Origin of the sequence: Streptomyces flavalbus, from assembly GCF_042674625.1 — a bacterium.
Lineage (GTDB): Bacteria > Actinomycetota > Actinomycetes > Streptomycetales > Streptomycetaceae > Streptomyces > Streptomyces flavalbus.
Genome location: NZ_JBHTEB010000001.1, coordinates 4278405 through 4297882, shown reverse-complemented (window position 1 = coordinate 4297882; position 19478 = coordinate 4278405). Strand labels below are relative to the sequence as shown.

The window sequence follows — 19478 nt, the reverse complement described above, 5'->3', positions numbered from 1 at the left end:
TGGCGTGCGCGGGGAGCTGGGGACGGCAGGGGGAAGCGGCAGGTGTGCCTGTGCGGCAGACCAGGCGAGGCGGGAGCTTCATGACGGGGCAGCGGAGGTGGGCTCCGGGCGTTGTCAGTGGCGGGTGTTAGGTTCCCGCACGTGCTGCCGAGGAGATCACTAGCCGCCCCCCTCAGTCCGATTTGATCGGTACCTGACATTCGGTAGTCGTGTGAGTGAGTGACACAGCCCGGTCGGTCAGGACTGGGCCCGCTCTATGAAGGAGACCTGATGAGAAGCAGCGTGCTGGGCCGCAGCCTGGCCCGTATGGCGGCCGTGCTCACGGCGGCCGTGACCCTGGCGGTGACGGCGGCCCCGCTGACGGGGACGGCGCAGGCCCACGAGGCGGTGACGGGGTCGCTCAGCTTCAGCGGCGAGCCGGGCGAGTACGTCTCCGGCGGCCAGTCCTACTCCTACGCCCCCGAGACGACCGAGATGTTCGACATCTCAGGGCCGGTCTCCGAGTCCGCCGTGGGCGCGACGGTCGTCACGCCAGAGGGCGAGCGCTGGTCCCTGCACATGGAAGCCCCCTACGGCCAGAAGCTGACCGCCGGCGCCACCTACGCCAACGCCTCCAACTGGCCCAACGCCCGGCCTGAGGACCCCAAGCTGCAGTTCAGCTCGACCGACCGATACTGCGAGAGCGGCACCGGCTCCTTCACCATCTCCCACATCGCTTACGGCCCTTACGGCTACATCAGTGAGGTCGACGCCACCTTCGAGCGGTTCTGCGGCGGCTCCACGCTGCCCGTGCGCGGCGAGCTGCACGCCCGTATGCCGGAGCCGCCGACAGAGCTCGTCGTCGGCATGAACCTGAACACCACGGGCACGGTCGACACCCACTCTGGCGAGATCACCGTCGGCGGGGCGGTGACCTGCAACAAGCCGGCCCGCATCACCCTCACCGCCAGCGCCTACCAGGCGCAGAGGCGTGGAACCGCGTCCGGCTCGTACGAGAACCTGGTCGTCGTCTGCGAGCCCGGGGCCCCGGTCCCGTGGACCGTCTCCTTCCCCAGCAACATCGACCCCACCGCCTCCTTCCAGCCCGGCGCCGCCGTACTCCGGGGCATCGGCAGGGCGGACGACCGCGACTACCCGGTGACCGTCGACACCGGCTTCCAGAGCACCGACATCACTCTCGTCAAGTCCTGATCCCGACGCGGGCCCGGCTGCGCGTAGCAGCCGGGCCCGCCTGACACACTCACGTGAGGAGCCTCGGGCACGAGCAGCGGCGGTTGACGCCGACCACCAGGTCTCCTAGAGAGCCTCCCTGTTCACCTTGGCCGCCTCGCCCGACCTGTGTACTGGAGGCAGGACACTCCACGGGAAGTTGATCCACTCGTCGGTCCGCTTCCACACGTACTCGCACTGGACGAGGGAGTGGGACTTCTCGTAGATCACGGCACTGCGCACCTCGGCGACGGCGTCGAGGCAGAAGTCACGCACGAGCTTGAGCGTCTTCCCGGTATCGGCGACGTCGTCGGCGATAAGAACCTTCTTCTCCGAGAAATCAACGACATTGGGAACGGGAGCGAGCATGACGGGCATGTCGAGAGTGGTCCCGACCCCGGTATAGAACTCCACATTCACCAGATGAATGTTCTTGCACCCCAACGCATAAGCAAGACCACCCGCGACGAAAACCCCGCCCCGGGCAATGCTCAACACTATGTCCGGCTCATACCCGTCATCGGCGATGGCCTGCGCCAACTCCCTTACGGCAACACCAAATTGCTCGTAACTGAGGTTCTCGCGCACGCTCACACCTGGGTCCGGTGGAAGTTGAGGAAGGACCGGGAGGCGGTGGGCCCGCGCTGCCCCTGGTACCGGGACCCGTACCGCTCACTGCCGTACGGCGACTCGGCGGGCGAAGTGAGCCGGAACATGCATAGCTGTCCGATCTTCATCCCCGGCCACAGCTTGATGGGAAGCGTGGCGAGGTTGGACAACTCCAAGGTCACATGCCCGGAGAACCCCGGATCAATGAATCCGGCGGTGGAATGGGTAACGAGCCCGAGCCGCCCGAGGGAACTCTTCCCCTCCAACCGCGAGGCGAGATCATCAGGCAGCGAGATCACTTCGTACGTGGAGGCGAGAACGAACTCCCCGGGATGCAGGATGAACGGCTCGTCCCCCTCGGGCTCCACCAGCCGCGTCAGGTCGACCTGCTCCACGGAGGGGTCGATATGCGGGTACCGGTGATTCTCGAACACCCGGAAATACCGGTCCAGCCGCACGTCGATGCTCGACGGCTGCACCATGGATTCGTCGTAGGGATCGATCCGTACCCGCCCGGCATCGATCTCGGCCCGGATGTCCTTGTCAGAGAGAAGCACGCCCCGAGGATACGCAAGAGGCGCGGACCCCTACGCATAGGGACCCGCGCCAGACCTTCTACTCCCGCTCGTTCCCGCTCGCTACCGCTTCTCGAAGCTGACCGGCACGACACTGCGAAGCCGCGCACACCGCGGACAACGCATGAGCCGACCAGGCCCAAGCCGCTCGGCCTGCTGCATCGGGAACGAAGCGGTGCTGAACACGTGCCCATCGGCACAACGGACGACGGTGCGCTCCATCAAGTCCAAGAGTCCCTTCCCCAAGAGCCGCGTCTGGCTGCCACTGCCGTGACGACGAACCCCCACATTACGGGACGAACCGAACGCCCTTCCAGGCGGCACTCCGAGCCCCGCCGCCCCCCGCCCAACCCCTGCGACGCCCCGCCCGGAACTCCCCACAACCCCCTCCGCAACACCCCCACCGTACGCCCCAACTCCCGCCCCCCGCAGCCCCGACCCCACCCCTGAAACATCCTCAGGCCCCACGGCTTGAGCACCGGGGGCCTGACATGAGGTAGAGTGAGCGAGCATTCAGACACCGACTCGGTCGGCGTCTTACGCGGGTGTAGTTTAATGGTAGAACATCAGCTTCCCAAGCTGAGAGCGCGAGTTCGATTCTCGTCACCCGCTCCATGATTAAGGCCCAGGTCATCGACCCGGGCCTTTTTGCTGTCCGCTGTGATCAGCGTCGCGTCCATCGGGACGACCCCGCACGGTGGCCCTGTAGCCCTGCCTCGACTCCAGCGAAGGAGACCAGGGTGCCGCCGAAGCGACTGGGGCCCGCGTACCAGGACTCGGCGAGGGCATCCACCAGGAGCAGCCCCCGCCCGTGGGCGTCATTGGCATCCGGGCGTCGCATCCGCACGTTCGCCGAGAAGCCGGGATTGTGCACGTCTACTCGCAGTGAAGCCCCCCTGCGGAACCACTCCACACGTACAACCCACGTCTCGTCGGCCCGCCCATAGACGATGGCATTGGTGACCAACTCCGAGATCATCAAGGCACAGTCGTCGACCGAGCAGGCCGGGTCGTACGGCTCGATGAACTTCCGGAACCACCGCCGAGCCAGCGGCACCGATTCCGGCAGAGGGTGCAGGGTCATCGCTCCGAGTGGTGCCGAGTCACTGGGCCCGTTGCGGCCTGCGGGGATGTTGCCCATCCGTGCTCACTCCTTGCCGCTGCCGTCGCAGTCCAGGCAGCGCCGCTTCGATGTGGCACGGGCACGATCGTTGGCCGTGGACAGCGCCAGAGCCGTACGGGAGCCGACGCGCTTCCAACCGCGTCCCCGGCATCCCCGGCAAGTGGACTGCGCGCCCGCATCCGGCCGCTGACTCATCACGCCGTGCCTCCTTCCAGCAAGTGGCCTTAGCCACTTACTGGATGGTGGCATTGGCCACCTGCGGGATGCAGGCGGTAAGTCACACCTGACAACCCATCAGATGAGCGGGTACCCCTGCTCGAAGACCCACCGGTGGGGCGGGTAAGTCGCCTCGGCGAACTTCAACGGCCGGTCCTGAAGGTCGTAGACGACGTGATGGACGACCAGGACTGCCGAGCCGGGTTCAAGCCGAAGGTCGGCCGCCTCCTCCTCGGTGGCCTGCCGGGCGCACATCCGATCCTCGGCGTAACTCCCCTGCCGCCCGGTCATCTTCTCCACGTACATCAACGTGCCCTCTTGAATGCGCTCAGGGTCGGTGAGCTTCGGCGCCCGCTGCCCGACATCCGGGGCGAACCAAGAGGTCGAGAGCGTGATGGGCCCGTCCTGGTTGTTGGTCACCCGTCGCCGATGCACCGCGTGCCGGTCCTTGGCCAGCCCCAACGCCTCAGCGACATAGTCCGGAGCCTCAAGCCACCCCGCCGAGGTGATGACCGCGTACTCACCAGGCGTGTAGCTCTTGCCTGTCTGCCGAGCCCGCCCATACAACTCGCGTGCCCGCTTGTTGACTTCCAGGCTCCGCACGTACGTGCCCGAGCCCTGCCGCTTCTCGACCAGGCCCTGGTGACTCAGCGCCTCAAGCGACCGTGCAGCCGTGGGCCGGGATACCTTCCAGGTCGCGGCGAGCTGCCGTTCCGACGGCACCTCGTCGCCCGGCCGCAGGTCGCCCCGAAGGATCTGATCGCGGATGTAGTGCGCGATCTGGAGATACTTCGGCTGAGCCTCCTCAATCTGGGGCATCCGCCCTCCTTGTCCAAGTGGCTACGGCCTCTAGCCACTATAGGGTGAATGTCCAATGGCCAACCCCGTAGGCTGACCGCATGACGCGGTTGATCGTCGCAGCAGGAGGAGGGGGCGACGCGGTCGCCGCCGCAATGCTTCACGCCGCCCTCTACGGCGACGAGGACCAGGCGGTGATCCTCACGTACGCATGGGACCGCCTCCTGATCGACCCGCTCCCAGGCCCCCGAGGACCACAGGACTTCACCGGCCTCGAACAGCTCACCCCAGCGGTATGGACAGCCCCAGCCGAGGCCCGCCCAATCGCACCAGCAGGCTCCACGCTCCCCCGCCTAGCCGCAGAACTCCCCCACACCTTCGCACTGATCGACCCGCACCACGGCGCCCAGGGCATCACACGCCAACTGGAGCAACTGGTGGAGCACTTGGCGCCAACGTCCATCGACCTCCTGGACGTAGGCGGCGACATCCTGGCCCGAGGCGACGAACCAACCCTCAAGAGCCCACTCGCCGACGCCCTCACACTGGCAGCGTGCTGCCAGGTGAACGCCCCGGTCCGCCTCCTGGTGGCAGGCCCCGGCCTGGACGGCGAGTTGCCCCCCGAAGACGTACTCAGCGCGGTCGGCCCGGTGGCTCACACCTTCACGGCGAAGGACGTAAAGCCCATCAGCTCAGTCCTGGAGTGGCACCCGTCCGAGGCCACCGCGATGCTCGCAGCGACAGCACGAGGAGTACGAGGCACCTGCGAGGTACGCGACGCAGGACTACCCGTACCCCTGACAGACGAAGGCCCGGCAGTCCACAAGGCCGACATGGACGAGGCCCTGAGCCGCAACCAGTTGGCGCGCGCGATCCTGCACACCGCCAGTCTCTCCGAGGCGGAAGCACACAGCCGCGAAATTTGCGGCTACTCCGAGATCGACTACGAGCGCAACAAGGCGGCATGGCTCACCGAACAGCCACCGTTGGACCTGAACCCGGAGACGGTCTTGGTCAGGCTGGACGATTTCGAGGCCGAGGCCCGCAGCCGCGGAGTCACCCACACGACGTTCCGGCACCTCACCGAGGCCCTGAACCTCAACGGCACCCAACGCCAAGACCTACGCGAGCTACTGACCAACAGCCGCCCAGAGCAGTACGACGCCCCCTTGTGGCGCATCACAACCACTCCTGAGTAACAACCTTCTTCACGGGTTCAAGGCGGCTCGCTCCGCTCCCCGCGCGGCCCGGCCCCCGGCCGGGCCTGCGCTCCTGTCTCCGCCCCGCTCCAGCCCGGCCGGTGCCCGCGCCGCGCGCACAGCAATCAGCTACCTGACGCCCGAGAAGGGGCACGTCGCGGCTGGGGCGGTCGGCTCCGCGGCTTTACGCAGCCACTTTGGCGCGAGCCTCGAAGATCATGGCTCCAACGTCGTGCCTTATCGCGCAGGTCCACTACCTGCCCGACGCGCCGCAAGCTTACGGGGCCATGATCACTCGCGCCAAAGCAGCTCCAGCCCAAAGCCGCTCCACCGACCGCGTGTCTGGCTGACCATCTACACTGGCTCTCCGGCAAACGCCCTTCTGCACGTGACAAAGAGCCGTACTCCACACCAAGAGGGAGAAATGGAATTCGCGTATTTTGACGGGGATGACATTGGGGGACCTCTTGAACTTCTCCTCCTTGAGGACAAGGTGAGTGATGCCTCTAATTACAGCAAACTAGTTAGCGTCGCAATGGGGCAACTGATCTCAGATCTGAAGAGCAACCCCGAAGTTGATGTTCTCTTCAGTGGCGGTGACGACCTCCTAGCTGTATGGCGGCAGGATGGTATCGACGTCAGTGAGATTGAAAGAATCAGGAGGCGTTTTGCTGGCCTGTGCGGAAGAACCATCAGCGTGGGAGTCGGATCATCAGCACCCGAGGCACTTGGAAATCTGCGGAAGGCTAAGCTGTCGGGTAAGGATCGCACAGTCGCGCCAGTGGTGATCCACGAATGATTAGCAGAGGACAGCGGTCCGATGGCGGGTCTCGTAATATCTATCTGCTTGCCACGTCGCACATTCCCGACCCATACATTAACGTTCTCGCGCATCTGTTTCAGCACAAAAATCCCGCATCGGTCAATTTCGTCAAGATTATCGAGAGGGGTGGTGCTCGTGCGGATGCTAATGAGCAGATCCATTCCATTTATGCGCAAATTGTAAAGCTCATGGAAGCGCTGGCCAGCGGCACCTACCCCAGAAAAGTGGATGGTGAGGTCCAGCCTCACAGTATCGGACAACAAGCCGCTGACCGATACAGCAGCCTCCTTGAGAAGCTGCTACGGGTGGAAACCCGGATGGTAACTGTTGACTGGGGTGACCTGGACAGGGAACTGGGGAAGTTCCTTGCTGACGACCAAGCAATTTTCGACGTCACAACACTCAAGAAGAATCTTCTCGTCGATGTAATTTCTCTTCTCATCTCTCGAGATTGCCTGGAATTCTACTCTTTCGACTTGGGGAAGGTTCCTCAGTATTTCGACGACCGTGAGTTGATTCACTCGTTGGACCCCGACAGCTACAGCTACCGGAGAATTTCAGACAGTCCCCACGTTGCGGCAGCGAGAAAGCGGATGGTGGCGAGGTCGGCGACCCTAAGGTCCCTGCTGTTTTCTGCTTCTGTGGTTGGCGTGTCGGTAATCCTTATTCAGTTCTTTCTTTCGAATTCCTGGGTCGACAAGTTGGTGGTGGCAATTGCAACGGCGGCCAGCATCGTTAGCCTGATTTTCGTCCTACGAAGAGAAGACCGTTGAAGCCCTCGCGCAGGCCGTGCGGTCAGGAGTCCAAGCGGGGATCAGAGCTCAGCAGGTCGGCCGTCGTGGCTTGCTCTGGTCGAGGGTGCCAGCAGCGTGGCTGAGGTCGGTGGGGGTGCAGCGAGGCATACGCGTGCGTGGTAGGTCGGCGTTCTCGCCGTCGTGGCTGACTGTCGTCGGCTGAGGTTCGGACGGGGCGCATCGAGGGTGTCAGCCGTCGGTCGAGTGCTGCGAAGCTGGGCCGTCTCTGGGCCGTCCGAGGCCGCTCGATAGTGGCCAAGGACGACCAACGATGACCACCAGGCACACCAACGTCCCTGACCAGCAAAAACCCAGCCTACCAAGATCCCCGGCAACACCCAGGGCAAGAAGACAGGTCATCCCTGGGTCATGGAGACTCCGCCGACCGTGCTGTTGTCTCCGCCTATTGAGCTCGCCGCGCCCGCGCCCATGCTCCCTCATAAGCGCGCGGACCCCGCAGGGGGTGCAGATTCACTGGAGTCTGCGAAGCCGCAACGCTGCCTCGCATCACCTCTGCTGCATCTTCTCCGGCTCCGCTCAGCTTGATGCGAGGCAGGTTGAACGACAGGAAGGTGTCACGGCTGAGAGGCTGCGGTGTGTCCGCTCGCAGGATGGTCAGTCGGGGCTCACTCCCGTTGAGCGCCAGCAGTACGGACGCGGTCAAGCTGCAACCGGCCCAGGTCGTCACCCCATCCAAGAGGATCGTTCCGGTGAGTTGCCATGTAACGACAGCGGCGCACCACTCCTGTTGGCCGAAGCGGTAAGAGTGCATCGACTGGATCTCAGAGACTGATACACGGCCCCCGCTTAGCCAGCCGTGAGCAGCGACGATCAGCGGCTCAGAGCCTGGGACGCCGCTGATTGTGCACTCGAATGAGCCGTCCATCGGAAGCCAGCCGTACCGGGTCGCATCGTCTACCAACTGAGACCCTGTCGAAGGCTGTTCCAGGAGGGCCCGTACCGCAGCTTCGTCGGTCGTCGTCTCGGTGGCGAACTCAGCCACGACATCGGCCATGGAGGGCAGGAGTCGAAACCGGTCAGTCATGCCATCAACGTCCTTGTCCATCGGGGCGGGATACGACGTGCCGTCACCGAAGTCCTTGTTGTTGCCACTGACGAAGTAGACGCGCTCCTCCGAATGTGCTTGAGCGTACTCCACAGCAGTGAGCCAAATTGCTGCATCTCGGCTGCCGATCTTTTGCCCCTTCACCACCCTGCAGGGCCGGAGCTGGTTCGCTTCACGGAACGCTGCCTCTTGGAAGGCCTGTGGGCTGGTAGGGATCACTTCCACGACTGTGCCCCACTGCCGCCGCCAGTGCTTGCGCACCTCTTCGGGTTCGCATGGGCCGAGCGGCACGTCGAGCCCCCACGGAGTTACCTCGCGCAGTGCCTTGACTGCTTCCGCGGCCCGCGCGTGCTGCTCCTGGTACTTGAGCGCCTGTTGGGCCGCCAGCTCTTCCATAACCATCCACGGCACCGCAACACGCTCGCCACTCACGGCCCGGATAGCGCGCAGCAGATCGGTGCTGCCGCCCTCGGGAGTGAGGCCCCACAAGATATTCGTGTCAAGGATGATCAACTCTCTGCTCCAGTCGCCCGTCGAGGTGATCTCCTAGGGTTTCAGGCAGGGCCCGCGGGCGCACACGAATTGGCCGGAACAACCGGCATCGGGCTGGGGTCGACACACTGGTTCGCGTGAAGATGCCTTGTCGTCGGCACCAGCCGGGCTGACTGTCGTCGGCTGGGGCTCGTGCCACAACCGTGCCAGATGCAGGGGTCAGCCACGGTCAATGCCGGTGCTCCGCGGTCGAGTAGCCGCCCGCTGCCTCGACCGACGAAGCCGCAGCTCAGGATTGAGATCACCCAGCCTCTCTCCTAAAGTGGTGCTCAGCTCCCGCCGTGCAGTGCGCTGCTGATCTCCAGAAGGCGCCCATCGGGCAGAGCAAACGCGTTGCTTGGGTTTCGGTACGAGTGCCCACCGTCATTGGTCCAGAGGCCGCCTGCCGACCTCCACCGAGCGGGAGCCCACTGGCCCTGATTCTCAAGGAGCATCCTTGCTACCTCAGCGGGCTCTTCGATCAGGGTGAGAGCAGCGAGCGCAGGGGTGAGAGCAGCGGCTGCATCGTCGGGAAGCAGCGCGTCGCCGAGTGTGGGGAAGAGCAGCAGGAGACGGGCGTCAGCATCTCTAACACCTTCTGTTACTGACTGCCGAGCAGCAGACAGCAGTTCCGGCCAGGCCATGCCGGGTCCCATGAAGTGACCGTCGTCCACAGCGAGGGTTTCCGCTTCGGACCAAGCTGGCTGATGGATCAGATAGTCCATGCCCCATTCGTCCACGAAGTTGCGGTAGACGACGTAGATGGTGTGACCGGAGCGCAGCGGCACACTGAACACCGGCCACTCATGCTCGGCGGACAGTGTGCGATACAGCTCCCTGGCCGTATCCCAGTCGGCGCCGAATGCGGCTCGTTGTGCGTCCTCCCCGCGCAGGCAGGAGCCGAGGTGCACGGGCCAGAACAACGGGTCGTTCAGGTAGGCGTCGCCCCGAACCAAGGGGCCGCCTTCGTATCCGGGGATCTTGAGCACGTGCAGATGATGGCACGTGGGGCAGTCACCGCGTCAGGAGCGAGGCTACGCCCTCTTCCGCCCCAGTTTCCGTCTCATTCAGCGTCGTTCACGGACGTTCAGACGTGACCGAATTCCCCATCCGCTCCGGCGACCAGCCGACCGTGAACGCAGGTGAACAGCCCTACACGCGGCCCCGCGAGGCACCACCACAGTTGGAAAGCGTGCGAATGCTGCGGAGGCCGCTGACCGCCGCGCGGGTGTTCAGCCGTCGCTGTCAGTACCGAGCTGTACGGTCCCGCCCATGGCTGAGAGACCGACTACGAGCTGGCGTCACGGCATAGCTGAGGAAGCCGAGAAGCTTGCCGCCGACACCCTGGACCCGGAGTGCGCCTGCATGGGAGTGCTGTTCCCCGAGGAACTGCTTACGGCGACCGACGCAGTCCTTGACGCGTTCGAGAGCGAGCTTCCTGGACTTGGCGAGGCCCCCGACGAACAGGTCTTTGCTGTGGTGGAACGCGTGGTCCTGGCCCTCAACGCGGTGGACGACGCCCACAACGGCAGCGCCTTCGAAACTGTCGAACGCGAAGAGCTGTGCGACTACATCGACGAGTCGCTCACCGGGCACGGCGTCGATGTTGTCGCTCTGACCGCCCGCCATGGCCTCGGCCGGTACCAGCTCACGGACAAGTGGCGGAAGTGGTAAGGCGGCTCACGAACACGATCCGCCGGACATCACACGACTGCGCACCACAAGCGCACCAGATCGAGCGGGAAACAGCGGGGAATCACGGTGAAAGTGGCCAGGCCCGACGAGACCGCTCACCGGCAGTCCGCCCAGGTCAGCGACCGAACCGGCCCCAAGTGAACGCAGCTTCCCAAGCTGAGAGCTCAGCTCGACTAGCAGATCGCGCCCTCTGGGCCGTGGTGCCCCCGGCTTCTACCATCAGACCGTGGACTGGGGGACTTTGGCAGGTACAGCGCTTGGCGCGATCTTGGGTGTCGGTACCACCCTCATCGCCGAACGGTCGCGGTGGCAACGCGAGAGCACAGCCCGGGAACAGGCTGTCAGGCAGCAGCTCTACGCCGAGTACCTTGGCGCGCTCTCGCTCACTACGCATCGCCTCCGAGATCTCAAGCGCAGCACTGGGCTCACCAGGGAGGAACGCATAGAGCAGGCGGGCGAGATCTTGGGATCGACCAACGCCTACCACCTCCGCTACCAGATGCTGATCATCGCTCCTGCGCAGCTCGGTGACGCGGCCGACCAGGCGTTCGCGCGTGTCCGAGATCTACGAGACCGCTTCGACGGGCCCGACATAAGCGCAGACCCCGACTGGCCTACAACAATGAGCGCGGTCAGCGAAGCGCTCGACTCCCTCCGTAGGGCCATGCGAGCCGACCTGACCACAAGCTGATGACTGTGTTGGGCCAGAAACGATCAGCTGATTCCTGGCCGGCCAAGACTCCCTCGAATGGCCACGCCCGCCGACGGCTCCAGAAGTACGGACGACACGAGAGGAGAGCCCATGGCAGAGGAGGCAACGGCCATCCGTTCCCTGGCGCAGCTCGCTGACCACGTGCATTGGGTGCGGGAGTGGCCGGACAAGCCGACTTGGCGCGACCGGCTACGCCGATGGGCATACCCCGAGTCTTACCGCTTCGACCGGAGCGCCACCCCGCCAATGCCCTGGGTCGACAGGCCCGCGGGACACTATGAGCGGTCCGGCTGGCGCATCCGAGCGGCGTACTTCAGATCGGACCTGGCCTTCGAGGTCGAGTACGTGGTCTGCGATCTATGCGAGATCGGCTGGGTGGAATCACCCCACTCCTATGAGGGTTACAAGCGCTGCGGCCTCGCCTCAGCCGCACTCCGGTCCCTGCGTCGCGCCTACCCCGGAGTCCAGTGGCACACAGGTGGCGGGCACTTCCGCGAGGCCGAGCCCTTCTGGAGTTTTGTCAGCGCGGGCATTCCCGGCGGCTACACCCAGCGGGAGAGGTGTCATCACGTCGAGCCGTGGCGAGTGCGGCGAGCATGAAGATGCGGCACCGGTGCACCGTGACCAGGCACCCTGCGATAGTTTCCGTCTCATTCAGCCCCGTTCACGGCCGTTCAGGCGAGACCCGGAGCCATCCCAGCATCGGCGGCCAGCCGTCCATGAACCCAGGTGAACGCCCCCGCACACACCCCACCACTCGACCAACACAGTTGGAAAGCGTGTTGGTCTCTACGGCAGCGCCGGCCCACGACACCGCCAGTCGCGGCAGCTAGGTTGAGGGCGTGGACGAGGAAGCGATCACCATCAAGCTCACGCGCGATCAAGCGTTCGTACTGTCGGACTGGCTCTACCAAGTCATGCTCCAGTCCGACGACCTTGAAGGGATCGTGCACGACCGAGCGGTCTGGTCACCGATCTACGCGATCTCAGGAACGCTGGACAAGACGCTGAGCGAGATCTTCATGCCCGACTACGGCCCACGTCTCGAAGCGGCCAAGGAGCGTCTCCACGCCGATCTGTACGAGCGAGCAGACGAGCCGACGACGCCAGGCCAGAACACGTCCGACGCACCACAAGCGCACCAGATAGAGCGGAGAACAGCGGGGAACCACGGTGAAAGCGACTGAGGGCAATGAGACCCGGTGCCAGGTAGAAGACCAGTTCAGCGGCCCTTTCAGCCGCAAATGCCCGCAGCTTCCCAAGCTGATGTTGCCTCGTGAAGTCGGGTCTTGTTGTCAGACCTGCGCTGTACGGTCCGCTCCATGGCTGAGAGACCGACGACGAACTGGCGCAGGGGCATAGCCAAGGAGGCCGCGGAGCTTGCCGCCGGTACTCTGGACCCCGACTGCGCGTGCATGGTCGATTTGTTCCCTGAAGAGCTCTTGCTGGAGTCCGATACCGTCCTCGACGTGTTCGAAGCCGAGTTGCCCACGCTCGCCGAAGGCGACGACGCACGGATCTTCGCGGCAGTGGAGCATCTCGTCCTGGCCCTGAACGCCGTGAACGAGGTTCACGGCGAGTCCGCCTTCGAAACTGATGAACGCGAGCAGTTGTGCGCCTACATCGATGAGGCGCTCACCGAGCAGGGGGTCGACGTCGCGGCCCTGACCGCGAGGCACGGGCTCGGTCGGCACGAGCTCACGGACCGGTGGCGGGACTGGTGAGCACCCTTCGCCATGAGAATTCAGGTCGACTGTGGCAAGCGAGAGGAGTGTCTACGATCGCGCGGTGAGTTATGACATCTACTTCTTGAGCCGGAAGGACGGGCAGTCCTGGGAAGAGGTCTTAGAGGCGATGGAGGACGCAGCTGGTGACAGCGAGCCGATCCCTGCCCGCCTCCTTGAAGCCTGGGACCGAATAGTCCCGCAGGCCCGGACGCTGCTAGGCGAAGTGGACATCACGGAGTACGAGCAGGAGTCGCGGGACCTGAGCCACTCGGGCACGGGCATCGACCTGTCCGTCTTCGGTGACGAGGTGACCATCACCGTGCCCTACTGGCATGCGGGGGACGAGGCTGCGGTCGTGCTCGGCAAGGTCTTCGCCCTTTCATCCATCGTCGAGAACGAGACCGGGCTGACTGCCTACGACCCCCAGGCGGAGCGTCCGTTGGCGGAGATACAACCGCTAGGCCAGATCGGGCTGCTGTCGAGGATCACTAAGGATTTGCGCAGTCGCTGCGGTGGTTGATAGCAGGACGCGGTCAGCCGCGTAGTCGCACGCGATAAACCCGGTGATGTCGGCGAGCCGGCTCGGGATACTGGTCGCCCATGGATGAGGTCAAAGTCGTCGCCGCCCATTCCGAGCGTGCGACGCTGCGTGTCGGGGACGTGTTCCTGAAGGTGGACGCCGATCAGGCGCGCATCGACGTCGAGGTCGAGGCGATGTCCCTCGCGCCGGTCCCGACTCCACAGGTCCTGTGGCGCAAGCCGCCCGTGCTCGCGATCACCGCACTCCCGGGGGCAACGCTCGGGCGCCTCGGCGGGCCGTCGACCGGGTCGCCGACGGCGTGGGCCGCAGCGGGCGCAGCCATCCGGAAGCTGCACGACGCGCCCGTGCCACCCTGGCTGGGACGGGCCGGCCGAAGCATCGTCGCGCTGGCGGCGGAACTCGACGCCGAGTGCGAGTTGCTCGTGACGAACGGTCTCCTGCCCGCCGACCTGGTCACCCGCAACCGCCAGGTCGCCGAGGCCGCCCTCCGGCCGTGGACCCCGGCGTTCACGCACGGCGACCTGCAGATCGCGCACGTCTTCGTCGACGGCGACAAGGTCACGGGCATCATCGACTGGTCCGAGGCGGGCCAAGGTGATGCCCTGTACGACCTCGCCACCTTCACGCTCGGACACGAGGAGCACCTTGACGACGTCATCGCCGGCTACGGCACCGACATCGACCTTGACGTGATCCACGCGTGGTGGTCCTTGCGCAGCCTGCTGATAGTTCGCTGGCTGGTCAAGCACGGCTTCGACCCCTTCGCGCCGGGTTGCGAGGTCGACGTACTGAGATCCCGCATGTGAGGCCGCGCACCCGGCCATACATGTGCTGCCGCAATGCCACGTCGCCGCGCACCCTGGCGCAGCCCTCCTCCCGAGCCTGGCGAGGCTACGGGGCATGCTGAGCGTCCCTTCCTGGAGCTGCGTGCCCATGGCGTGCCCGTCAGAGGGGAAGACAGTGGTCAACAGCGGCGCATCCAGGGCCAACCGGCCACTCGATGGATCAGGCATCTGCGCTGGTCAAAGCATTGCAGCTTACTCAAGCGTCGTCGCTTCCCAAGCTGAGAGCGCGAGTTCGATTCTCGTCACCCGCTCCATGACTGAGGCCCAGGTCAGAGACCTGGGCCTTTTTGCTGTCCGCTGTGGTCAGTGGTCACGTTGTAGATTCGCGGCAGAACGCTGAGCAGCGGGGTGTGAGGAGGCGGAAACAACCAGCACGGTCAACTTCCGGGCAACCCCGTGCGCAGCGAGCGCCGTTCTCCAAGGTGCCTCGTCTCAGACCTTCTCCGCGCTCACGCGCGGATGCTCGGCAGTGAGCAACCCGATGTCTTCCACGTCCGAGGTCAGGATCGTCACCCGGCCGGGATGGTGCAGGGCGGTCGCGCACAGCATGGCGTCGATGGCGTACTTGTGGCCGTGCAGCCCCGCCGCACGCAGCAAGGCAGCGGCGGACTGCGCGAGGGTCTGGGTCACCGGCTCGACGCTCAGGCGGGAGAGGGTCCACTTGAGTGCGGCGTCATTGATCTTCGGGTGGGTCACCTCGACCAGTACGGCGGCCGAGGTGATCACTGGCAGGTCCGCGTCGCGCGCCGCCGTCAGCCACTCGTGAATTTCCCGATCCCTCTGCACGGCCTTTGCCAGGCCCTCGCTGTCCAGGACCAGGGCACCGCTCACTCGGCCACCCCGGCGTTCGAGGCGCCTCCAATCAGCCGGGCGCGCTTGGCCGCCACGGCTGCGGGGTCGGCCGGGCCGTGTACCTCGTCGAAGTCCGCGATCAGCTCGTCCAGGTTGTCGCGCTCGATCTGGCGCTGGGCCGCCTTCTCCAGGTAGGCCGAGACGCCTCGCTTGCCGACCCGCTCTCGGATCGCCTGCAGCGTTCCTGCGGTCAAGGTGACGGAGATACCACTGGTGGGGCCGTCGCCGGGCGGGAAGCCAACGTCGTCATCAGTCACACGGCGAGTGTGCCATTCAATATGGTATAGCGCACAGTGCGTGTACGGGCCGGGCCTATGGTCTGATAACGAAAGCGCGGAGGGCGGTGGGCTGTGCAGCAGCAACGCCACTGCACGGCATTCCGCGCTCACTGGCCTGGGACCACCCGGACCCGCCCGGCGCCGCCGTCGACCGCCTCGACGCCGCCATGCCGGTCATCACCACCGTCCCGCTAGCCACCCTGATTTTCGCCCGCGTCGAGGGCCACCCGAAGCACGGGGCTGTGGACGCTCCGCTGGACAGGCTGTGCGGAAAGGTCCTCGCCTACCTGCCGCCCGGCAGCACCGACGACGTGGCCCTGCTGGAGCAGATGCGTGGGGAACTCAGGGGAGCCGCCCGATCCGCCCTGTCCGCCAGAAGACCGGCAACATCTGGCGCGCATAGGGCCGTCGCCCGCGCCTTGATCTCAAGCACTTCCTGCGGTATGTCACTCTCTCCGACGACGAGGAGCCCGAAGAAGGCGACTCGGACGACGCCGACGCCCAGTACGAGGACGAGGACGAGGAGGAGCAAGGCCGGTAGGCGGGCCGCAAGGCGCGGGCGTGCCGACGGAGCCCAGTGGGGCCGGGCGCGCGAGGGGGAGTTCGGACCGCTCAGGGACATGGTGTGCAACCCGTCTCCCGGACGTCGGCCTGTGCAGGGTCCGCCCAGCGCTGCTCACCAGGGAGGCACCGGCAGCGGGGGCGGTGCGCGAAGGCCGCCGGTGCCCTCAAGCCACTCCGGTAGGCGGCCACGTCCCCACTACAGGTGCGATGCGTGCGGTGATCGAGAGTGATCGAGAGTGATCGTCCGGGCGGGAGCCCGGACGATCACCCCGGGCTCGGTCCCGAATTCGGCTCGCGGGTGTCCGCAACCAAGCACATCACTTTGCCGACACGGCAGAATCCTCGACGAGGTTTCGGCACTCCCCAGGAGAACCGACCGCGACCGCCGCGCTCGGCGACGGTGCGCCGACTGGAGTACGTTGGGAGGCCGAGGGGGTCTCGAACAGGCGGGTGAGCGCATTGGCTGGTCCCCCGAGTCCGATGGGTGTCCTGGCGGACGGCGGTCACGACTCGGCGACGCCCTTCTCACGTTCCGGATCAGTTTCGCTGCGGCCGTTCACGACGTACCTGCGCGACGGCGCGTGGTGGCCGCGTCGCAGAGTTCTCGCCGCCGAGTCGCTCGCCCTGATCCCTGCGCTCACCGAGCGCCTCGGGCCGGTCACCCGGATCGGCCTGGACCGGGCGGCGCGGGACGAGATGACGACGCGGGTGACCGTCGACGGCCGTGTGGTGCACGTCGACTCCTTTTCCGTGGGAGACGACACCGTGCTCGTATCCCGAGGGCACCAGGACGGGCCTCTCCCTGCCCGTGGTCCCACCGGACCCCCTGCGAGACGGCGCGGGCGGTGATGACCGAGGCGGTGCGTGCGGAAGACCCCGGGCAGGCGCGGCAGATCCTGAGGGACGCCGGCACGGAACAGGTCCTCCGTCCCGGCCGACGGGCCGCGGACGAGGCCCGGCACCGGGACCGTCCACCCGCCTGACCGACCCGTGCGGATACGCACCGATGACGGACCCGATGGCTTGGAGGACGCACCGCATGGACGTGCGCGACAGGAACCACGTGACAGTGACCGGACGGGCCGACGGGCCTGTGGTGATGCTGGCGCACGGTTTCGGGTGCGACCAGAACCTGTGGCGTCTGGTCGTACCGACGCTCGAACGCGACTTCACCGTTGTCCTCTTCGATCACGTGGGCTCCGGAAACTCGAACCTGTCGGCGTGGGACCCGGAGCGCTACGGCTCACTCGACGGTTACGTGGACGACGTGCTGGAGCTGTGCCGGGAGCTGGCGCTGGGGCCCGTCACGTTCGTGGGACATTCGGTGAGCGCGATGATGGGCGTGCTGGCCGCCGTACGGGAGCCCGAGGCGTTCGCCGGATTGGTGCTGCTCGCACCGTCGCCGTGCTTCGTCGACGACCCGGACACCGGCTACCGGGGTGGTTTCAGTGCCGCGGACATCGAGGAGCTGCTCGATTCCCTGGACGCGAACTATCTGGGCTGGTCGGGGGCGATGGCACCGGTGATCATGGGGAACCCCGAGCGGCCGGAACTGGGCGAGGAACTGACCAACAGCTTCTGCCGCACCGACCCGGACATCGCGCGCGTCTTCGCCCGGGTGACGTTCCTGTCCGACAACCGCGCCGACCTAGCCCAGGTGCGGGTGCCGACGCTGGTCGCACAGTGCTCCAGCGACGCGATCGCCCCACCGGAGGTGGGCGCGTTCGTCCACGCGCAGATACCAGTGAGCCGCTTGGTGACGCTGAACGCGACCGGGCACTGCCCCCAGCTCTCCGCACCGCAGGAGACCGCCGCGGCCATAGCCGCGTTCGCGGGTGGTGCGGATTGATGCGCGGGGCCGGTGACCAGGGCGAGAACCGTGGACGCGGGGAGATTCAGGGACCTCTTGACGAGCAGGCTCGACTCTCCGCTCTGCTGGAGGACAGCGCCGAGGACCTGTACGAGCGTGCGCCCTGCGGCTACCTCTCCACGCTGCCGGACGGACGGATCGTGAGGATCAACACCACTCTGCTGGACTGGCTGGGATACGAGCGCGGGGACCTGGTGGGGCGCAGACACTTCTCCGACCTGCTGACCGTGGGCGGCCGGCTCTACCACGAAACGCACTTCGCCCCGCTCCTGCGTATGCAGGGCGAGGTCAAGGGCATCGCCCTGGAGCTGAAGGCCGCGGACGGCTCCCGTCTGCCCGTGATGGTCACCTCAACGGTGAAAGGCGGCGACGACGGGCAGCCCATGCTGATCCGCACCACCGTCCTCGACGCCCGCGATCGACGCGCCTACGAGATCGAACTACTGCGCGCACGCAAGGAGGCCGACCTCGAACGGGACCGCCTCAAGGACCTGAACACCACCCTGCAGAAGACCCTGCTGCCACCGGAGCTGGTGAACGTCCCCGGCCTGGAAGTCTCCGCGCACTACCACGTCGCGTCCGTCGACGAGGTCGGCGGCGACTTCTACGACCTCTTCCCCCTCGCGGCCGGCACCTGGGGGCTGTTCCTGGGCGACGTGTGCGGCAAGGGCGCCGCCGCAGCGGCCGTCACCTCCCTGGCCCGCTACACGCTGCGCGCCGCCGCCGTGTACGACTCCGACCCCGCCGCCGTCCTCGCCAACCTCAACACCGTCCTCAACCACGAGTACAACGGCACCGACCCCCGCTTCTGCACCGTCGTCTTCGGCCTCCTCACCCCCGACGAAGACCGAGGCGGTTTCCACATCACCCTGGCCAGCGGTGGTCACCCACCGGCCATACTGATGCGCTCCGACGGCACCGCCGTCTTCCTGCACACCCCCGGCGGCCAGCTCATCGGCGTACTCGCTGACGCCGACATCGCCACCACCAGCGTCCACCTCGCCCCCGGTGACACCCTGCTCCTGCACACCGACGGCCTCACCGAGGCCCACACCGCGGCCACCGGTGGAAAACGCTACGGTGACGACGCCCTCCTCGACTTCTGCCACGACCTGGCCCCCACCACCGCCTCCGCGGTCATCGACGCGATCCGCGACCTGCTCGACACCTTCGGTGCCGGTGTGGACGACGACACCGCCGTCCTCGCCATCCACGTGCTCCGGTCCCCAAGTGAAGAGCGGAAATGAGCACGCATCCAACGCTTGTGGACCCCGGGAGCACGTCCCGCGCACGGCCGCCGTCCACCCGACCGAGTCGTGCCCCTGGCGTGCCCTTCGCGGGGGGGCAGGCACAGTCGCCAAGGGTTTCCCCGCACCCTCACCACGATGCCGGGGCATCGGCCGTTCCCAGGTCAGGGCCATGAGCCGCCCCAAGCGCCGTCGCTTGGCGAC

The 19478-nt window shown here is 66.0% G+C and carries 22 protein-coding genes, 1 tRNA gene and 1 pseudogene; 16 read left to right on the top strand and 8 right to left on the bottom strand.

All coding sequences use genetic code 11. From position 1 onward, the window contains the following. The first annotated feature begins 270 nt into the window (after nucleotides 1-270). The gene (locus ACFQZ6_RS19340) at nucleotides 271-1191 is read left to right on the top strand and encodes a hypothetical protein (RefSeq protein ID WP_381610866.1); all 921 of its coding nucleotides are present in this window, start codon (nucleotides 271-273) and stop codon (nucleotides 1189-1191) included. 105 nt (nucleotides 1192-1296) lie between these two features. On the opposite strand, the gene ACFQZ6_RS19335 is transcribed toward ACFQZ6_RS19340, so the two are convergent. Further along, nucleotides 1297-1803 (bottom strand): phosphoribosyltransferase, encoded by a 507-nt coding sequence (locus ACFQZ6_RS19335; protein WP_381610864.1) that lies wholly within the window; start codon nucleotides 1801-1803, stop codon nucleotides 1297-1299. Further along, entirely contained in the window at nucleotides 1800-2375 is a 576-nt protein-coding gene (dcd, locus tag ACFQZ6_RS19330) for a dCTP deaminase (RefSeq protein WP_381610862.1), read from the bottom strand. The genes ACFQZ6_RS19335 and dcd overlap by 4 nt, the downstream gene beginning before the upstream one ends. A 559-nt stretch (nucleotides 2376-2934) precedes the next feature. Here dcd and ACFQZ6_RS19325 point away from each other — a divergent pair. Then, nucleotides 2935-3008 (top strand) — tRNA-Gly (locus tag ACFQZ6_RS19325). Nucleotides 3009-3057: 49 nt separating this feature from the next. On the opposite strand, the gene ACFQZ6_RS19320 is transcribed toward ACFQZ6_RS19325, so the two are convergent. After that, nucleotides 3058-3534 carry an ATP-binding protein gene (locus ACFQZ6_RS19320; protein ID WP_381610861.1) on the bottom strand — a complete coding sequence of 159 codons (477 nt, stop codon included), beginning with the start codon at nucleotides 3532-3534 and terminating at the stop codon, nucleotides 3058-3060. A 276-nt stretch (nucleotides 3535-3810) separates the two neighbouring features. Then, nucleotides 3811-4551, bottom strand: coding sequence for a GntR family transcriptional regulator (locus ACFQZ6_RS19315; RefSeq protein ID WP_381610859.1), 741 nt, complete (start codon nucleotides 4549-4551; stop codon nucleotides 3811-3813). 80 nt (nucleotides 4552-4631) lie between these two features. Between ACFQZ6_RS19315 and ACFQZ6_RS19310 the strand changes: the two genes are divergently transcribed. The 3 genes from ACFQZ6_RS19310 (at nucleotide 4632) to ACFQZ6_RS19300 (ending at nucleotide 7325) form a co-directional block, all read left to right on the top strand. Continuing rightward, nucleotides 4632-5729, top strand: coding sequence for a DUF1152 domain-containing protein (locus ACFQZ6_RS19310; RefSeq protein ID WP_381610858.1), 1098 nt, complete (start codon nucleotides 4632-4634; stop codon nucleotides 5727-5729). Nucleotides 5730-6153: 424 nt separating this feature from the next. Beyond that, a complete protein-coding gene (locus ACFQZ6_RS19305) occupies nucleotides 6154-6528 on the top strand; it encodes a mCpol domain-containing protein (protein ID WP_381610856.1) in 375 nt (124 codons plus the stop codon). Then, on the top strand, nucleotides 6525-7325 hold the full coding sequence (locus ACFQZ6_RS19300) for a hypothetical protein (protein ID WP_381610854.1): 801 nt from the start codon (nucleotides 6525-6527) through the stop codon (nucleotides 7323-7325). The genes ACFQZ6_RS19305 and ACFQZ6_RS19300 overlap by 4 nt, the downstream gene beginning before the upstream one ends. Before the next feature lie 424 nt (nucleotides 7326-7749). Here the strand turns inward: ACFQZ6_RS19300 and ACFQZ6_RS19295 are convergent, their stop codons facing one another. Both ACFQZ6_RS19295 and ACFQZ6_RS19290 read right to left on the bottom strand, forming a co-directional pair. Further along, nucleotides 7750-8925: a PIN domain-containing protein gene (locus ACFQZ6_RS19295; protein WP_381610853.1), complete on the bottom strand. Its 1176-nt coding sequence runs from the start codon at nucleotides 8923-8925 to the stop codon at nucleotides 7750-7752. A gap of 308 nt (nucleotides 8926-9233) precedes the next feature. Next, nucleotides 9234-9932 (bottom strand): hypothetical protein, encoded by a 699-nt coding sequence (locus tag ACFQZ6_RS19290; protein ID WP_381610851.1) that lies wholly within the window; start codon nucleotides 9930-9932, stop codon nucleotides 9234-9236. Between the two features lie 283 nt (nucleotides 9933-10215). Between ACFQZ6_RS19290 and ACFQZ6_RS19285 the strand changes: the two genes are divergently transcribed. The 7 genes from ACFQZ6_RS19285 to ACFQZ6_RS19255 all read left to right on the top strand — a co-directional run bounded on the left by ACFQZ6_RS19285 (nucleotide 10216) and on the right by ACFQZ6_RS19255 (nucleotide 14424). After that, the gene (locus ACFQZ6_RS19285; protein ID WP_381610850.1) at nucleotides 10216-10617 is read left to right on the top strand and encodes a hypothetical protein; all 402 of its coding nucleotides are present in this window, start codon (nucleotides 10216-10218) and stop codon (nucleotides 10615-10617) included. 247 nt (nucleotides 10618-10864) lie between these two features. Then, entirely contained in the window at nucleotides 10865-11329 is a 465-nt protein-coding gene (locus tag ACFQZ6_RS19280) for a hypothetical protein (RefSeq protein ID WP_381610848.1), read from the top strand. A 111-nt stretch (nucleotides 11330-11440) separates the two neighbouring features. Continuing rightward, entirely contained in the window at nucleotides 11441-11950 is a 510-nt protein-coding gene (locus ACFQZ6_RS19275) for a hypothetical protein (protein ID WP_381610846.1), read from the top strand. 242 nt (nucleotides 11951-12192) lie between these two features. Then, nucleotides 12193-12537, top strand: a complete 345-nt coding sequence (locus tag ACFQZ6_RS19270; RefSeq protein WP_381610844.1) for a hypothetical protein — start codon at nucleotides 12193-12195, stop codon at nucleotides 12535-12537. A 135-nt stretch (nucleotides 12538-12672) separates the two neighbouring features. Next, the gene (locus tag ACFQZ6_RS19265) at nucleotides 12673-13074 is read left to right on the top strand and encodes a hypothetical protein (protein WP_381610842.1); all 402 of its coding nucleotides are present in this window, start codon (nucleotides 12673-12675) and stop codon (nucleotides 13072-13074) included. Between the two features lie 64 nt (nucleotides 13075-13138). After that, entirely contained in the window at nucleotides 13139-13597 is a 459-nt protein-coding gene (locus ACFQZ6_RS19260; protein WP_381610840.1) for a hypothetical protein, read from the top strand. Between the two features lie 80 nt (nucleotides 13598-13677). Next, entirely contained in the window at nucleotides 13678-14424 is a 747-nt protein-coding gene (locus ACFQZ6_RS19255) for a phosphotransferase family protein (protein WP_381610838.1), read from the top strand. A 471-nt stretch (nucleotides 14425-14895) separates the two neighbouring features. Here the strand turns inward: ACFQZ6_RS19255 and ACFQZ6_RS19250 are convergent, their stop codons facing one another. Further along, nucleotides 14896-15294, bottom strand: a complete 399-nt coding sequence (locus tag ACFQZ6_RS19250; protein ID WP_381610836.1) for a PIN domain-containing protein — start codon at nucleotides 15292-15294, stop codon at nucleotides 14896-14898. After that, the gene (locus ACFQZ6_RS19245; RefSeq protein WP_381610833.1) at nucleotides 15291-15572 is read right to left on the bottom strand and encodes a hypothetical protein; all 282 of its coding nucleotides are present in this window, start codon (nucleotides 15570-15572) and stop codon (nucleotides 15291-15293) included. The genes ACFQZ6_RS19250 and ACFQZ6_RS19245 overlap by 4 nt, the downstream gene beginning before the upstream one ends. A gap of 394 nt (nucleotides 15573-15966) precedes the next feature. Here ACFQZ6_RS19245 and ACFQZ6_RS19240 point away from each other — a divergent pair. From ACFQZ6_RS19240 to ACFQZ6_RS19225, 4 genes and pseudogenes are all read left to right on the top strand, one after another. Beyond that, nucleotides 15967-16134, top strand: a pseudogene (locus ACFQZ6_RS19240) (SRPBCC family protein); the annotation flags it as partial. Nucleotides 16135-16637: 503 nt separating this feature from the next. Then, nucleotides 16638-17006: a DUF5994 family protein gene (locus ACFQZ6_RS19235; protein WP_381610830.1), complete on the top strand. Its 369-nt coding sequence runs from the start codon at nucleotides 16638-16640 to the stop codon at nucleotides 17004-17006. A 190-nt stretch (nucleotides 17007-17196) separates the two neighbouring features. Then, nucleotides 17197-18006 carry an alpha/beta fold hydrolase gene (locus ACFQZ6_RS19230; protein WP_381610827.1) on the top strand — a complete coding sequence of 270 codons (810 nt, stop codon included), beginning with the start codon at nucleotides 17197-17199 and terminating at the stop codon, nucleotides 18004-18006. Next, a complete protein-coding gene (locus ACFQZ6_RS19225) occupies nucleotides 18006-19274 on the top strand; it encodes a PP2C family protein-serine/threonine phosphatase (protein ID WP_381610824.1) in 1269 nt (422 codons plus the stop codon). The genes ACFQZ6_RS19230 and ACFQZ6_RS19225 overlap by 1 nt, the downstream gene beginning before the upstream one ends. Nucleotides 19275-19478: the final 204 nt, after the last annotated feature.

What these genes read in the sequence shown, in the direction of transcription:
- ACFQZ6_RS19340 (WP_381610866.1), top strand. Translation starts at nt 271, where the DNA reads ATGAGAAGCAGCGTGCTGGGCCGCAGCCTGGCCCGTATGGCGGCCGTG.
- ACFQZ6_RS19320 (WP_381610861.1), bottom strand. Translation starts at nt 3,534, where the DNA reads ATGGGCAACATCCCCGCAGGCCGCAACGGGCCCAGTGACTCGGCACCA.
- ACFQZ6_RS19315 (WP_381610859.1), bottom strand. Translation starts at nt 4,551, where the DNA reads ATGCCCCAGATTGAGGAGGCTCAGCCGAAGTATCTCCAGATCGCGCAC.
- ACFQZ6_RS19310 (WP_381610858.1), top strand. Translation starts at nt 4,632, where the DNA reads ATGACGCGGTTGATCGTCGCAGCAGGAGGAGGGGGCGACGCGGTCGCC.
- ACFQZ6_RS19305 (WP_381610856.1), top strand. Translation starts at nt 6,154, where the DNA reads ATGGAATTCGCGTATTTTGACGGGGATGACATTGGGGGACCTCTTGAA.
- ACFQZ6_RS19300 (WP_381610854.1), top strand. Translation starts at nt 6,525, where the DNA reads ATGATTAGCAGAGGACAGCGGTCCGATGGCGGGTCTCGTAATATCTAT.
- ACFQZ6_RS19285 (WP_381610850.1), top strand. Translation starts at nt 10,216, where the DNA reads ATGGCTGAGAGACCGACTACGAGCTGGCGTCACGGCATAGCTGAGGAA.
- ACFQZ6_RS19275 (WP_381610846.1), top strand. Translation starts at nt 11,441, where the DNA reads ATGGCAGAGGAGGCAACGGCCATCCGTTCCCTGGCGCAGCTCGCTGAC.
- ACFQZ6_RS19265 (WP_381610842.1), top strand. Translation starts at nt 12,673, where the DNA reads ATGGCTGAGAGACCGACGACGAACTGGCGCAGGGGCATAGCCAAGGAG.
- ACFQZ6_RS19255 (WP_381610838.1), top strand. Translation starts at nt 13,678, where the DNA reads ATGGATGAGGTCAAAGTCGTCGCCGCCCATTCCGAGCGTGCGACGCTG.
- ACFQZ6_RS19235 (WP_381610830.1), top strand. Translation starts at nt 16,638, where the DNA reads ATGGGTGTCCTGGCGGACGGCGGTCACGACTCGGCGACGCCCTTCTCA.
- ACFQZ6_RS19230 (WP_381610827.1), top strand. Translation starts at nt 17,197, where the DNA reads ATGGACGTGCGCGACAGGAACCACGTGACAGTGACCGGACGGGCCGAC.
- ACFQZ6_RS19225 (WP_381610824.1), top strand. Translation starts at nt 18,006, where the DNA reads ATGCGCGGGGCCGGTGACCAGGGCGAGAACCGTGGACGCGGGGAGATT.